12 protein-coding genes are annotated in these 12545 nt (G+C 61.8%); 8 read left to right on the top strand and 4 right to left on the bottom strand.

What is annotated here, in order from left to right:
* Positions 1 to 384 precede the first annotated feature (384 nt).
* From fliL to NE850_RS15445, 8 genes are all read left to right on the top strand, one after another.
* Positions 385 to 891, top strand: a complete 507-nt coding sequence (fliL, locus tag NE850_RS15410; RefSeq protein WP_310698901.1) for a flagellar basal body-associated protein FliL — start codon at positions 385 to 387, stop codon at positions 889 to 891.
* 65 nt (positions 892 to 956) lie between these two features.
* Complete coding sequence (gene fliM / locus NE850_RS15415) at positions 957 to 1955, top strand: flagellar motor switch protein FliM (protein ID WP_007179934.1); 999 nt, start codon at positions 957 to 959, stop codon at positions 1953 to 1955.
* On the top strand, positions 1948 to 2412 hold the full coding sequence (fliN, locus tag NE850_RS15420) for a flagellar motor switch protein FliN (protein WP_007179935.1): 465 nt from the start codon (positions 1948 to 1950) through the stop codon (positions 2410 to 2412). The genes fliM and fliN overlap by 8 nt, the downstream gene beginning before the upstream one ends.
* Complete coding sequence (gene fliO, locus NE850_RS15425; protein WP_007179936.1) at positions 2409 to 3020, top strand: flagellar biosynthetic protein FliO; 612 nt, start codon at positions 2409 to 2411, stop codon at positions 3018 to 3020. Before fliN ends, fliO begins: the two co-directional genes overlap by 4 nt.
* A 44-nt stretch (positions 3021 to 3064) precedes the next feature.
* Entirely contained in the window at positions 3065 to 3859 is a 795-nt protein-coding gene (gene fliP, locus NE850_RS15430; protein WP_157187866.1) for a flagellar type III secretion system pore protein FliP, read from the top strand.
* A 63-nt stretch (positions 3860 to 3922) separates the two neighbouring features.
* Entirely contained in the window at positions 3923 to 4192 is a 270-nt protein-coding gene (gene fliQ, locus NE850_RS15435; protein ID WP_007179938.1) for a flagellar biosynthesis protein FliQ, read from the top strand.
* Positions 4193 to 4226: 34 nt separating this feature from the next.
* Positions 4227 to 5009: a flagellar biosynthetic protein FliR gene (gene fliR / locus NE850_RS15440; RefSeq protein WP_007179939.1), complete on the top strand. Its 783-nt coding sequence runs from the start codon at positions 4227 to 4229 to the stop codon at positions 5007 to 5009.
* Between the two features lie 882 nt (positions 5010 to 5891).
* Positions 5892 to 6512, top strand: coding sequence for a type VI secretion system amidase effector protein Tae4 (locus NE850_RS15445; protein ID WP_310698902.1), 621 nt, complete (start codon positions 5892 to 5894; stop codon positions 6510 to 6512).
* 443 nt (positions 6513 to 6955) lie between these two features.
* Here NE850_RS15445 and flgL read toward each other — a convergent pair whose 3' ends face one another.
* The 4 genes from flgL to flgJ form a co-directional block, all read right to left on the bottom strand.
* The gene (gene flgL, locus NE850_RS15450) at positions 6956 to 8179 is read right to left on the bottom strand and encodes a flagellar hook-associated protein FlgL (RefSeq protein WP_007179943.1); all 1224 of its coding nucleotides are present in this window, start codon (positions 8177 to 8179) and stop codon (positions 6956 to 6958) included.
* A 10-nt stretch (positions 8180 to 8189) separates the two neighbouring features.
* On the bottom strand, positions 8190 to 10163 hold the full coding sequence (flgK, locus tag NE850_RS15455; protein WP_007179944.1) for a flagellar hook-associated protein FlgK: 1974 nt from the start codon (positions 10161 to 10163) through the stop codon (positions 8190 to 8192).
* A gap of 268 nt (positions 10164 to 10431) precedes the next feature.
* On the bottom strand, positions 10432 to 11205 hold the full coding sequence (locus NE850_RS15460) for a flagellar brake protein (RefSeq protein WP_007179945.1): 774 nt from the start codon (positions 11203 to 11205) through the stop codon (positions 10432 to 10434).
* Between the two features lie 335 nt (positions 11206 to 11540).
* Complete coding sequence (flgJ, locus tag NE850_RS15465; RefSeq protein WP_007179946.1) at positions 11541 to 12542, bottom strand: flagellar assembly peptidoglycan hydrolase FlgJ; 1002 nt, start codon at positions 12540 to 12542, stop codon at positions 11541 to 11543.
* Between the last annotated feature and the right edge of the window lie 3 nt (positions 12543 to 12545).

Here is a 12545-nt window from a genome sequence, read left to right on the forward strand (position 1 = left end):
GTGGAGAAAGTACCGCGACGGCGCGCGGAGCGCCGCCGGATGTATGACGGCCTTGTCACCGTGGCCGAATGTGCGAGAACCCGGATTCCAGATGGTCCACTACCGGGTCTGTGCGAGGGCTCCGCTTAAGTGCTGGCGGTGTGAAGCGGCTTTCTTTGCCTACTTTCTTTGCCGCGGCAAAGAAAGTAGGTGCCGCCCCGCACAGGGGCAACGCAAATAGACCACCGCGACCTCAAGGAAAGGCCAAAGGCCAAACCCAAAACCGCACCCCCGCACCAAAAACAAGAGATAGCCCGCAATAACCCTTCTTTTCGACCCATCGCGCCGCAGGCAAATAAACAACAATCACCCTCACCAGCACTAAAGGCAAGCAAAGCAAACCTCATGGCAACCACGACCGCAAACCAGCAAGCCGCGCCCGCTTCCCCGGGCCCCTTGAAGCGCATCATCCTGATCGTGCTCATCGCGATCATTGCCGCGGGCGCAGCCGGCGCGGGGGTGTGGTTCTTCATGTCCAAGCGCGCCCCCGCAGCCGGGTCGGCGGAAACCGCCAGCGCGCCGGCGCCGCTCGCCGCGCCGCTGTTCTTCCCGCTCGAATCGATGACCGTCAACCTGCAATCGGACGACGGCCAGCCGCACTTCCTGCGCATCGGCCTGACGCTCAAACTCACCGACGCGAAGACCCAGCAGGAACTCACCGAACACATGCCCGAAGTGCGCAGCCGCATCCTGCTCGCATTGTCGAACAAGCACCCTGAAGAACTCGCGCCGCTCGAAGGCAAGCGCGCCCTCGCCACGGAACTTCAGATGCTGATCGAACAGCCGACCGACAAGGGTGCCGCGCCGATCCATGTCCAGGACGTGCTGTTCACCGAATTCGTCGTGCAGTGACGCCGGTCGTGACGTTAATCAGCGCTGCCATCATCAACCGCCACGGGATGCACGAGGAATAAGGAATGGGCCACGAAGAGTTCATGTCCCAGGAGGAGGTCGATGCCCTCCTCAAGGGCGTAACCGGCGAAACCGACTCGGAAGCCGAGCAAAGCGACCGTGCGGGCGTACGGCCCTACAACATCGCGACGCAGGAACGCATTGTCCGCGGCCGGATGCCCGGCCTCGAAATTATCAACGACCGTTTCGCGCGTCTGTTGCGCGTCGGTATCTTCAACTTCATGCGGCGCTCGGCGGAAATCTCCGTCGGTCCGGTGAAGGTGCAGAAGTACAGCGAATTCACCCGCAACCTGCCGATCCCGACCAATCTGAACCTGGTCCACGTGAAGCCGTTACGCGGCACGTCGCTGTTCGTGTTCGATCCGAACCTGGTGTTCTTCGTGGTCGACAACCTGTTCGGCGGCGACGGGCGTTTCCATACTCGCGTCGAAGGGCGCGACTTCACGCAGACCGAGCAGCGCATCATCAACAAGCTGCTCAACCTGGTGTTCGACAACTACACGGCGTCGTGGAAAAGCGTACGTCCGTTGCAGTTCGAATACGTGCGCTCTGAAATGCACACGCAGTTCGCCAACGTGGCGACGCCGAACGAAATCGTCATCGTCACGCAGTTCTCGATCGAGTTCGGCACGACCGGCGGCACGCTGCACATCTGCATGCCGTACTCGATGATCGAGCCGATCCGCGACATTCTCTCGTCGCCGATCCAGGGCGAGGCGCTCGAAGTCGACCGCCGCTGGGTCCGCGTGCTGTCGCAGCAGGTGCAGGCAGCGGAAGTGGAGCTGACCGCCGACCTCGCGAAGGTGCCGGTCACGTTCGAACAGATCCTGAACATGCGCAAAGGCGATGTTTTGCCGATCAACATTCCCGAACACATCACGGCGAAAGTCGATGGCGTGCCGGTAATGGAGTGCGGCTACGGAATTTTCAATGGTCAGTACGCGTTGCGGGTCCAGAAGATGATCAGCGCAGCCGACACGATGAAGGAAGGTGGATATGAGTGACCTGAACGCAAAACCCGAGGCTGAACTGGCCGCCGGCGAGCCGCAACTGGCCGCCGACGCCGCCGCTGCCGAAGACGACGCGGCCATGGCGGACTGGGCCAGCGCGCTGGCCGAGCAGAACGACAATACGGAAGTCAGCGCGACCACGGCCGGCGTGTTCCAGCCGCTGTCGAAAGTCGAGCCGACCTCGACGCGCAACGACATCGACATGATCCTGGACATTCCAGTTCAGATGACCGTCGAACTCGGCCGCACCAAGATCGCGATCCGCAACCTGCTGCAACTCGCCCAGGGTTCGGTGGTGGAACTGGACGGCATGGCCGGCGAACCAATGGACGTGCTGGTCAACGGCTGCCTGATCGCGCAGGGCGAGGTGGTGGTGGTGAACGACAAGTTCGGTATCCGCCTGACCGACATCATCACGCCGTCCGAACGTATCCGGAAGCTGAATCGATGAAACGCGTTGCCGGTCGCGCCGCGTCGCGCACTGTCCCGACTTGCGCCGCACTGGCTGCGAACGTCGCGGCGATGGTATCCGCCTCAACGTCGTTGTTCTTGCTGCTCACACCCTCGGCCGCTCACGCGGCGGATATGAACGCGGTCAACAACGCCGCGAAAATCGCCTCGGGCGTCGGTGCGGGTACTGCCGTTCCGGCGCTCGGCGTCGGCGCAGTGTTGCAGACCATTGTCGGCCTGCTGGTCGTGATCGGTCTGGTGTTCGGTTGTGCATGGCTCGCTCGCCGCCTCGGCCTGCAGCCGGCGAATCGCGGCGGCCTTGTGAAAACCATCGGCGGCGCCTCGCTCGGCGGCAAGGAGCGGGTCGCGGTGGTCGAGATCGGCGATACGTGGCTCGTGCTCGGCGCGGCGCCCGGCAATGTCCGCCTGCTTCACACCATGCCGGCAGGCTCGGCCGCCGTCGATCCGCTCAGCGCCACGCAGCCCGGCACAGCCGGTGCGTCAGGCGCAAGCGCTGCTCTGCCGGGCACCTTCGGCCAGCGTTTTCGCGATGCCTTGAAGGGCGAAGTCGGTAAACGTTTCAACGGGCAAGGCGGCGGGGTTCGGTAATGCAGTTCAGTCTTCCATCGGCGCGTCACGCGCAATCCGCCCGTATGTTCAGCACCGTCCCGACGAAAGTGATCTCCATGCTCGGCCGCGCGCTGCGCCGTGTCGCGCCGGTCGCGCTGCCGGCGCTGCTGCTCGCGCTGCCGACGCTGTCGTTCGCCCAGGCAGCCGGCTTGCCGGCCTTCAACACGAGCCCCGGCCCGAACGGCGGCACGACGTACTCGCTGAGTGTGCAGACCATGCTGCTGCTCACGATGCTGTCGTTCCTGCCGGCAATGGTGCTGATGATGACGAGCTTCACGCGCATCATCATCGTGCTCTCGCTGCTGCGCCAGGCGCTCGGCACGACCACGACGCCGCCTAACCAGGTGCTGGTCGGGCTCGCGCTGTTCCTCACGCTGTTCGTCATGTCACCGGTGCTCGACAAGGCCTACACCGACGGCTACAAGCCGTTCTCCGACGGGTCGATCCCGATGGAGACCGCGGTCAATCGCGGTCTCGCGCCGTTCAAGACGTTCATGCTGCGCCAGACCCGCGAAAGCGACCTCGCCCTGTTCGCGCGCATCTCGCACGCCGCGCCCATGCAAGGTCCGGAAGACGTGCCGCTGTCGCTGCTGGTGCCCTCGTTCGTGACTAGCGAACTGAAAACCGGCTTCCAGATCGGCTTTACGATTTTCATCCCGTTCCTCATCATCGATATGGTGGTGGCGAGCGTGCTGATGTCGATGGGTATGATGATGGTGTCGCCCGCGACCATTTCGCTGCCGTTCAAGCTGATGCTGTTCGTGCTGGTCGACGGCTGGCAGTTGCTGCTCGGCTCGCTCGCGCAGAGCTTTGTTTAACCGTGCTTTTTAACGGCGTTTTTAACCACGCCTCGCACCCTTCACGCTTCCGGTCCCAACGCCATGAATCAAGAATCCGTCATGACGCTCGCGCACCAGGCCATGTACGTCGGCCTGCTGCTCGCCGCGCCGCTGCTGCTGGTCGCGCTGGTGGTCGGTCTGGTGGTGAGCCTGTTCCAGGCCGCCACGCAGATCAATGAAAGCACGCTGTCGTTCATCCCGAAGCTGCTGGCGATTGCCGTCACGATGGTGATCGCCGGCCCGTGGATGCTGACGACCATACTCGACTATCTGCGCCAGACGCTCACCAACATTCCGACGCTCGTCAACTGAGCGCGGCGCCGGTCACTTCCCCTTCCCCGCCGCGATGTTTTCCGTCACCTACGCGCAACTGAACGCCTGGCTCACCGCGTTCCTGTGGCCGTTCGTGCGCATTCTCGCGCTGGTCGCCACCGCGCCGGTGCTCGGCAACCGCTCGCTGCCGATCCGCGTGAAGATCGGCCTCGCGGCCTTCGTCACGATCATCGTCGCGCCGACGCTCGGCGCGCTGCCGCAAGTCACGGTGTTTTCCGCCGAAGGCGTGTGGATCATCGTCAACCAGTTCCTGATCGGCATTGCGCTCGGCATGACCATGCAGATCGTGTTTCAGGCGATCAGTGCGACCGGCGACTTTGTCGGCCTCGGCATGGGGCTCGGCTTTGCGACCTTCTTCGATTCGCAGGCAAGCAGTTCTAGCCAGGTGCTGTCGAGCTATATGAACACCATCGCCATGCTGGTGTTTCTGGTGATCGACGGCCATTTGCAGATGATCAGCGCACTGCTCGCCACGTTCCAGTCGGTGCCGGTCTCGGCGAACATTCTCGGCGCGCCCGGCTGGCGTACGCTGGCAAATTTCGGCAGCACCGTGTTTTCAGCGGGACTGCTGCTGTCGCTGCCGGTGGTGGTCGCGCTCCTCATCACCAACCTCGCGCTAGGCATTCTGAATCGCGCCGCGCCGCAGATCGGCGTGTTCCAGATCGGCTTTCCGCTCACCATGCTGATCGGCATGCTGCTTCTGCAACTGATGACCCCGAATATGATTCCGTTCTTCATGCGGCTGTTTGATGTTGGGATTGATCAGATGGGGCGGGTGGCGGCGGGGTTCAGGTAGTGAGGCTTGAATAAGGGCGCTACGTGGCCTTTGAATCGCTACCTTGTAGCGAGTCCGTAATCTTTATGCCCGCCCAGAGCGGGCATTTTTTCGCGCGTAATCCAAACTGAAGTGACTTGCTTTGCGCGCGGTATTGCATCCGCGTCTGCACAGGCAGTATAGGTCGCCGTCTTAGGTCGCGACTTCCATGCTTCCGACAAAAAATGCGACTGTCTGCGGCGGCGCCTCTTTGGCCCACATCAGGCATCGACAAATCGTTACAAAAATATCCGTCTTTTCGGACTTATCGGATACCTGATCTCGTTGGAATTTGCCGAAATGTACTACGGCATAGGTGTGCTCAGCTATGGCACACGATCCCGTACATGTTGGCTCATTCCATAAGGGGGCGTTGAGAATGCCGGGACAGGAAAAGAACGAAACAACGCATCTGTTTGCAACCTTCGGTGAGCCGGGATACAGGCGTACGCGCATCGACGGAGACAAGACCCATGCGTAAGGCGCTCGTGGTGCAAGGCAGCCCGACAACGACAGGCGGCCTCGTCATTGGTGGCTCGGCCACTCAGCAACTATGTGATGGCCAGCCTTAATCCCGGATGTTTTTACTGGATCGACGACATCGCGGTGGCGGCGAGCAGTGTTGCATCCACCATCGACAATTAATGGCTGGCGACAGGCATCTATGACGAACAGGTGCGCGGCATAACGACGTTGGTGAACCTCGAAGGCTATCCGTACTTCGTCGAATCGGCTGACGGCCGGACTGTTTCAGGGCGACTTGATGAAGACGGCCGCATGCCGCGCGTCCGCGCAGATGCAGCCGCCAACTACAGAGTGTATTGGGGGGACGAAGCCCTTGCGAGACAGGAAGGAGTCTGAACAATGCCGAACAAGATGACCGTGGTGAAAACCAATTCGACGCCGAATTCGATCAAGGAAGTGCAACTAAAGGCACTGACTTTTCGGCAGTTGTGGGATAACTATCCATCAGGCGCCCCTTACGATAGTCCAGCCTATCGCGACCAATGCGCTATTCGGATGAGTGTGACATTTCACCGTGTCGGCGTCGAAATGAAGTCATTTTCACAGAAATTGGTTAAACGGCTCTCCGGCCAGCCATCCATTGGCCGGATCATGCTTGATGGCAAAGCCACTGCGACGCGAGCCGACGAATTAGGCGAGTGGTTGCAATTGCGTCCGTTTGCGGGACTTCCAAAGGCCGAAGATATAACAGGTGCCGATTGGGAATCAAAGGTCAAGGGCCGCACCGGTATCATTCAATTTTCCCGGTATTGGACGCGCGATGGCGAAAACGTAGGCAACGCAAGCGGTGGGCACATTGATCTTTGGAACGGTTCACGACTCACGATCAGCGGCTTTTTTGACGGCGTAGCGACTATTGTGGGCATCCAGTCATTTCGGCAGGGGGCAAGCGTGGCTTCGGATCTGAGTTACTCCGATCTGCGTGGCTCAAAATCAATCCTGTTCTGGGAGATCAAGTGAAGCGCTTTGGTGTCTCGCTGGTCGGTTCTTTTGGCGGTCTATTCCTGACATGGGCATGTTTATATGCATTCAGTCACACTCAATGGCCACGTCATTCCAATGGGTCCATAGCCAGGTGCCATGAACTCGGTAAATGCGCTGTCTCGTGGTGGGACACGGCGCTTCTTCTCGCATACTTGTTGGGGCCGGCAATGCTTCTGGGTGTTGTCAATGCAGCAGCATGGAAGCGCTGGTCTGCCTTGAAATGGGCCGGTTGGTTTTCTGGGATATCGATCTTGACGGTCGCGTTATATGCGACTGATTACATCTCAGCGGGCTTTTAGTTTTTTCGTCGGTTGGGCCAGCACCAGCATCCGCTGCACAATGCAGCGCACGCAAAAACAAGAAGGGCGGACCCGGCTCACACCGGCTCCGCCCTTCTCCGTTTCAGACTACTCGTGCTATCAGTTCAGGTACTGGAACAGCGAGATATTCTGAATCTTCGCGAACGCCTGCTGCGCCGCTTGCAATGCAGCCTGCGTCATCGTGTACTTGCCGATCGTCTTGACCATGTCGGTCTGCGTCAGATCCGCCAAATTGCTCGAGGTCTGCAGCGTGTTGGTTTGCGTGACCGTCTGCAATGCCTGCACTTCCTGCTCGCGGCCACCCACCGCCGCTTGCGCCGTCACGACGTTGTTCATCGTGTTCTCGAGCTGGGCCATGCTGGTGGTCAGCGCGCTCTGGAAGCTGGCCGTCGAGGCGCCGCCCGACACCGGCGTTTGCAGCGTGGTGATCAACTGGCTCAGATTGGCGAACACGTCCATGCTGCCTTGCGTGGCCGGCGTCACCGTGAAGCTGTCGCCGGCGTTCGGCGCACCGGTGATCGTCACCGACTGGCCGCCGAGCGTGATGGCCGAACCGGCGGTGAATGCCTGCGGCGCACTCGTGGTCACCGCGCCGGTAGCCGGATCGGTCTGGCTCACGGTGTAGGTGGTCGCCGACGAAAAATTGATCGAATATTTGTCCGCGTTGGTCGGGTCGGTCGGGTTGTTCAGGCTCACCGAGCTGATCACGCCCGTGCCGGTGTTACCTGTCGTCGCGGCCGGCACCGCACTCGTGCCGATCGGCGCCACGCTGCCGAAGATCGAAATGCCGTTGTCGCCGGTCTGCACGACGTGCGAGTCGGTGATCTGCACGACGGGCGTGCCGGTGTCGCCGGAATAGGTCACGACGCCGGCCGAATTCGTGGTGTACGGCTGCGCGCTGCTTTGATAACCGGCGAACAGGTAGTTGCCCTGCGGATCGGTCGAATTGGCGAGCGTCATCAGCTGGCTGCGCAAGCTTTGCAGCTGCGTCGCGATCGAACCGCGGTCGCCGTCGTTCAGCGAGCCGTCGCCGGCGCGCAGCACCAGCGTATGAATGGTCTGCAGCACGGTGTTGACGCTGCCGAGCGTGGTGTCTTCCTGCTGCAGCGAGGCGAGCGCAGTGCCCTGATTGGTGGTGTATTGCGACAGGGTCGTCGCCGTCGAACTCAGCTGCACCGCCTGTGCCGCGCCGAGCGGATTGTCCGACGGCGTGGAGAGGCTCACGCCGCTCGAAATCTCGGCATACAACTGCGACAGTTGAGCTTGCTGATCGCTCATTGTCGCAACGTTCATGTTGAAATACTGCGTGCTGGAGATGCGCATTGTCAACGCCTCACTGGAAGATGCCGAGTATCGTCTGGAACAGGGTCTGCGCGGTCTGGATGACCTTGCTGTTCGCCTGATACAGCTGCTGATACTGAAGCAGGTTGGCTGCTTCTTCGTTGATGTTCACGCCCGAAACCGACTGCTGCGCGGTGGTGATCTGCGTCACCAGCGAGCTCTGCGCCGTGCTCGAGGTCTGGATCTGGTTGGTCTGGTTGCCGATATTGTTGACGTAGTTCGCATACGCGCCCGTCAGCGTGACCGTGCCGCCCGACATCGCTTTGGCGGTGGACAGGTTCGACAACGCCAGCGCGTTGCGGCCGTCGTTGGTCGCGCCGGTGTTCGGGCCGATGGTGAACTTGTCGCCGGCAGCCGGTGCGTTGCTGATCGTCACCGACACATTGTTCATCTGGCCGGCGGTCGCGTTGTTGATCGTGAGCGTGGCGCCGGTAGCCGACGAATACGGCACCACGGTCGCCGCGCTGGCGATCGTGTACGTGGTGGGAGGCGTACCGGCCACCGTCACCGTCGAACCGGCCGGGAAGCCGGACAGGCCCGTGCCGTCGTACGACAGCGTGGTGGTCGAGTTCGGCATGGTGTAGCCGGCCGTCACCGTGCCCTGCGTAATCGTGGCGGTGCCGGTGTTGCTCGCGGCGGCGGCGGCCAGCACGGGTGCGGCGGCGGCGATCGCCGATGCGTCGGTGGTGGCGGTCGCGAAACTGTTCAGCGCGCCGCGCGTCGGCTCGACGGTGAACGAGTCGCCGGCGTTCATCGTGCCAGTGGTCGAGAAATTCAGGCCGTTGATCGGCTGGCTCAGGTTAGTTGCCGAACCCACCACGGTGCCCGTCGAATTGTCGGTCAGCGTGTAAGTGGTGCCGTTGTAGGCCAGCGTGTAGTCGCCGGTGGTCGGCTGAGTGGGGTCCGCGAACGACACGTTCAGCGACGCATTGCCGGTATTCTGCGTGTTCGCGTAGACCGTTGGGCCGCCCACCGAGAACAGCGCGCCACCTTTGGCGCCGGCAAGCGTGATACCCAACCCGTTTTGCGCGTTGACCTGCGCGGAAAAGCTCACCGCAATCGCGCCGAGTTGCGCCTCGCCCGGATCGAGCGTCTGGCTGCGGAACGCGAGCAGGCCGCCGAGCGTGCCGCCGTCGATCTTGCTGTCGGGCAGGTTCTGCGGCGCCGCCGCCGGGTTCGCGCCGGCCTGGCCGAGATACTGCACGGACAGTTCACTGGTGTCGCCGGTGGAAGGCGCGGTGCCCAGGTTGTAGCTGTTGGCGGACGACACGAGCGGCTGGCCATTGCTCATGAACACACTGTAGCTGCCGTTGCTGTTGACCACGTTCACGCCGATCAACTGCGACAGGTTGGACACGGCGAGATCGCGCTGGTCCAGCAACTGGTTCGGCGGCTGCCCCTGCGTGCTGGCCTGGGCGATCTGTCCGTTCAACTGCGCGATCTGCTGCGAGTAGCTGTTGATCTGCGAAACGGTATTGGTGAGCTGCGTGTTGACGCTCTGGCGCAGCGCGTCGTATTGCTGACCCGCGGCGTTGATCTGGTTCACCAGCGTCTGCGCGCCGCTCATCGCGGTCTGGCGCGTCGCCAGGCTCGACGCATTGTTCGAGACGTTCTGCAAGCCGGTGAAATAGCTGGTGATCGCGCTCGCAATCCCGGCAGTCGGACTGCCGATCAGATTGTTCAGTTGCGAAATCAGCGTGTTGTACGTCGACAGCGAACTGCCCGACGACTGCGCGTTGTTCAGCTCAGTGGTCAGATACTGGCTGTACTGGCGCGTCACGGTCGTGGTCGAGACGCCTTGCGGCAGATAGCCCGAGCCCGTGTACTGGCCACCGCTTTCCGCATACACCGGATTTTCGATGGTGTAGCCTGGCGTCGACGCGTTGCTGATGTTCTGGCCGGTCGTCGTGAGCCCCCACTGGGCTGCATTGAGTCCACTGAGGCCGAGATTGATGAGATTGGACATGCGTCATCCTGAAGGGCGACACCGTACACATGCCGCCGCGTTACCTGAACATTCTGTTTAACGGCCTCAACAGGGAAAAATTGAGGTCATCCCGATGTGTGTTCGACGTTTGTTTCAACGCTTGCGGCTAGCCCGCCTGGCTTGTCACTCATCGCGCGCAGGCTTGCGGACGGTGTGAAAACGGGGTGCTCGAGCACCTGGTGACGGACCGGCCAGGCAAACGTTGCGCGAACAGGCCCGCTCACGCAGCGCCGATCCTGCATTGCAGTCAGCGCACCAGCGAACGGCGCTTCATTTCGAGCTGCGTGATCAGACGTTGCAGCGTGTTTTCCGCACTGCCCGGCAGCGTCAGAAAGCGAAAGCCGAGTTGATAACGCTGCGTGCCGTTGGGCAGCGCGGTGGAGCGATGCGACACGAGCTGCAGATCGAGCGAAAGCCGGCCGAGCGCGCCGAGCGCCAGTTCGCAATCCATCAGGCGCGTGCCCATCGGCAATTCGGCCACGCGTTCGTCGGTGGTGCGCATGCCGACGCCGCCAAGCGAGAGGTCGTGAACCTCGAAGCGGAATTTGTCGCCTTCGGGCAGAAGGCCGGTGCACATGTACGGGTCGAGAATCGGCGCATCGACGCGGAAATACTCGCGGCGCTGCACGTAAAACAGCACCTCGGGGAAGTCGGCCTCGAACGCGGGCAGTCCTTCGAAACGGGTTTCGCGCGGCGTGTTGGTGGCGAATTCCACGCGCACGCCGTCCGGCTGCGCGTGGAACTGACTGCGCGGCGCACCAAGCAGGCCTTTGTTCTGATCGGACAGTGCGCCCCAATCGAACGTGAAGGTGCGCCCGCGCACGTCGACGTCGAGCAGACGGGTCACGAGTTGTCCGCCCGGGTACTGAACGGTTAGGAAATCGCCGCGATTGACGAGATTGCGCAACTGAACGCCGATCTCCAGCGGGTTGCGACGGCCAAAATCATTGGCGCTTTCGTCGGTCGGTTCGTGCGGCTGACCGTGCGTGTCGGTCTGGCCGTTCGACTGGTTAGTATCCATGGGCTTGCCGGTATGCTTGTTCTTGCAGGCGCGTGCCAAGGCTCCTGCCGGGGCTTTCGCGCGGTCTTCATCGAAGCCGCAGCACGCGCGTCAAACCGGACATTACAACGCTTTCCGGTCCTGGGTGTAACTGATTAGCGGCAGCGTCCGGACAAAATTTAGGGGCGTGCGATGAATTATTTACGCAAACGGTGAAAACCGCATTATGCCTCTCGCGGGTAGGCCGGCCGCCCACGGCGACCGGCCCCGTCCGTCTTTTCATGCACCTGGCCCCGTCGCGTGCATGGCTTTGATCCGATGGAATGCCCGGATAGTTCGAACTGCGTGACGGCCGTTCAGCCCATTTTCTGCATGATGGACATCAGTTTTTTCGCGTAATGCGGATCCGTGGCGTAACCGGCGCGCTGCATGCCGTTGGCGAAACCGCTCACGTCATGGGCCGAATTGATCACTTGCGCGTAACGCGGATTGCCCTTGAGCAGGCTCGCGTAGTCGGTCATGGCTTCCTGATACGAGTCGTACGCACGGAATTTTTCGACGGTGCGCTGCGGCTTGCCGTTCACATATTCAGTCGTGACCGTCGACACGGTCTTGCCGGTCCAGTCCTTGGTCGCCTTGATGCCGAACACATTGTGGCTGGTCGAACCGTCCGCCTTCCTGATCTCGCTCTTGCCCCAGCCCGATTCGAGCGCAGCCTGACCGATGATGAAACGCGCCGGAATACCGGTCGCCGCGCTGGCGGCCTGGGCAGGCCCGGCGAGCTTATCGACGAAAGCGTCGACCTTCGGCGAACTGCCGTCGCCCTTGAGCGGCGGAGTGAGCGCGCTGTTGGCCGAATAGCCTTTGCCCATTGCCAGCTGCCCGTTGGCCTGGGCATTGCCGTATGCTTTGGCGAGCGCGTTCAGCGCGGCGGTCTGGCCTTCGTCGCCGCCGCTGCTGCCGCCGCCCAACGCGTTGGCCATGCCGGCGAGACCCCCTGCACCTGCCGCACCGCCTCCCACCTGCATGCCCTGGTTGCGCATCAGTTGCTTGAGCATCGCGTCAGCCACGCCAATACCCTTTTGCGAAAGCTGCTGCGATAACTGCTGATCCATCATCGACGTGAAGGTGGCGCTGTCGTGCGAATCGAACGGACCGTCTTGCGGGGTCGCGTCGCGCATGCTCTTCAGCATCATCTGCGTGAACACCGCGTCGAACTGTTGCGCGGCCATCTTCATGCCGGCTTGCGGGGATGCCTTGGCCTGCGCGCTCAGCTTCGCGAAGCCCTGCACGTCGAGCGCGAAGCGCTGGGTCAGGTCGTTCGCCGAAGCGGCGGAATTGGTCGTATCCGAATTCATCCT

The organism is Paraburkholderia sp. USG1 (genome assembly GCF_031570135.1).
Lineage (GTDB): Bacteria > Pseudomonadota > Gammaproteobacteria > Burkholderiales > Burkholderiaceae > Paraburkholderia > Paraburkholderia dioscoreae.

Coding starts and splice junctions, on each gene's coding strand:
- fliL (WP_310698901.1), top strand. CDS start 385: ATGGCAACCACGACCGCAAACCAGCAAGCCGCGCCCGCTTCCCCGGGC.
- fliM (WP_007179934.1), top strand. CDS start 957: ATGGGCCACGAAGAGTTCATGTCCCAGGAGGAGGTCGATGCCCTCCTC.
- fliN (WP_007179935.1), top strand. CDS start 1,948: ATGAGTGACCTGAACGCAAAACCCGAGGCTGAACTGGCCGCCGGCGAG.
- fliO (WP_007179936.1), top strand. CDS start 2,409: ATGAAACGCGTTGCCGGTCGCGCCGCGTCGCGCACTGTCCCGACTTGC.
- fliP (WP_157187866.1), top strand. CDS start 3,065: ATGTTCAGCACCGTCCCGACGAAAGTGATCTCCATGCTCGGCCGCGCG.
- fliQ (WP_007179938.1), top strand. CDS start 3,923: ATGAATCAAGAATCCGTCATGACGCTCGCGCACCAGGCCATGTACGTC.
- fliR (WP_007179939.1), top strand. CDS start 4,227: ATGTTTTCCGTCACCTACGCGCAACTGAACGCCTGGCTCACCGCGTTC.
- NE850_RS15445 (WP_310698902.1), top strand. CDS start 5,892: ATGCCGAACAAGATGACCGTGGTGAAAACCAATTCGACGCCGAATTCG.
- flgL (WP_007179943.1), bottom strand. CDS start 8,179: ATGCGCATCTCCAGCACGCAGTATTTCAACATGAACGTTGCGACAATG.
- flgK (WP_007179944.1), bottom strand. CDS start 10,163: ATGTCCAATCTCATCAATCTCGGCCTCAGTGGACTCAATGCAGCCCAG.
- NE850_RS15460 (WP_007179945.1), bottom strand. CDS start 11,205: ATGGATACTAACCAGTCGAACGGCCAGACCGACACGCACGGTCAGCCG.
- flgJ (WP_007179946.1), bottom strand. CDS start 12,542: ATGAATTCGGATACGACCAATTCCGCCGCTTCGGCGAACGACCTGACC.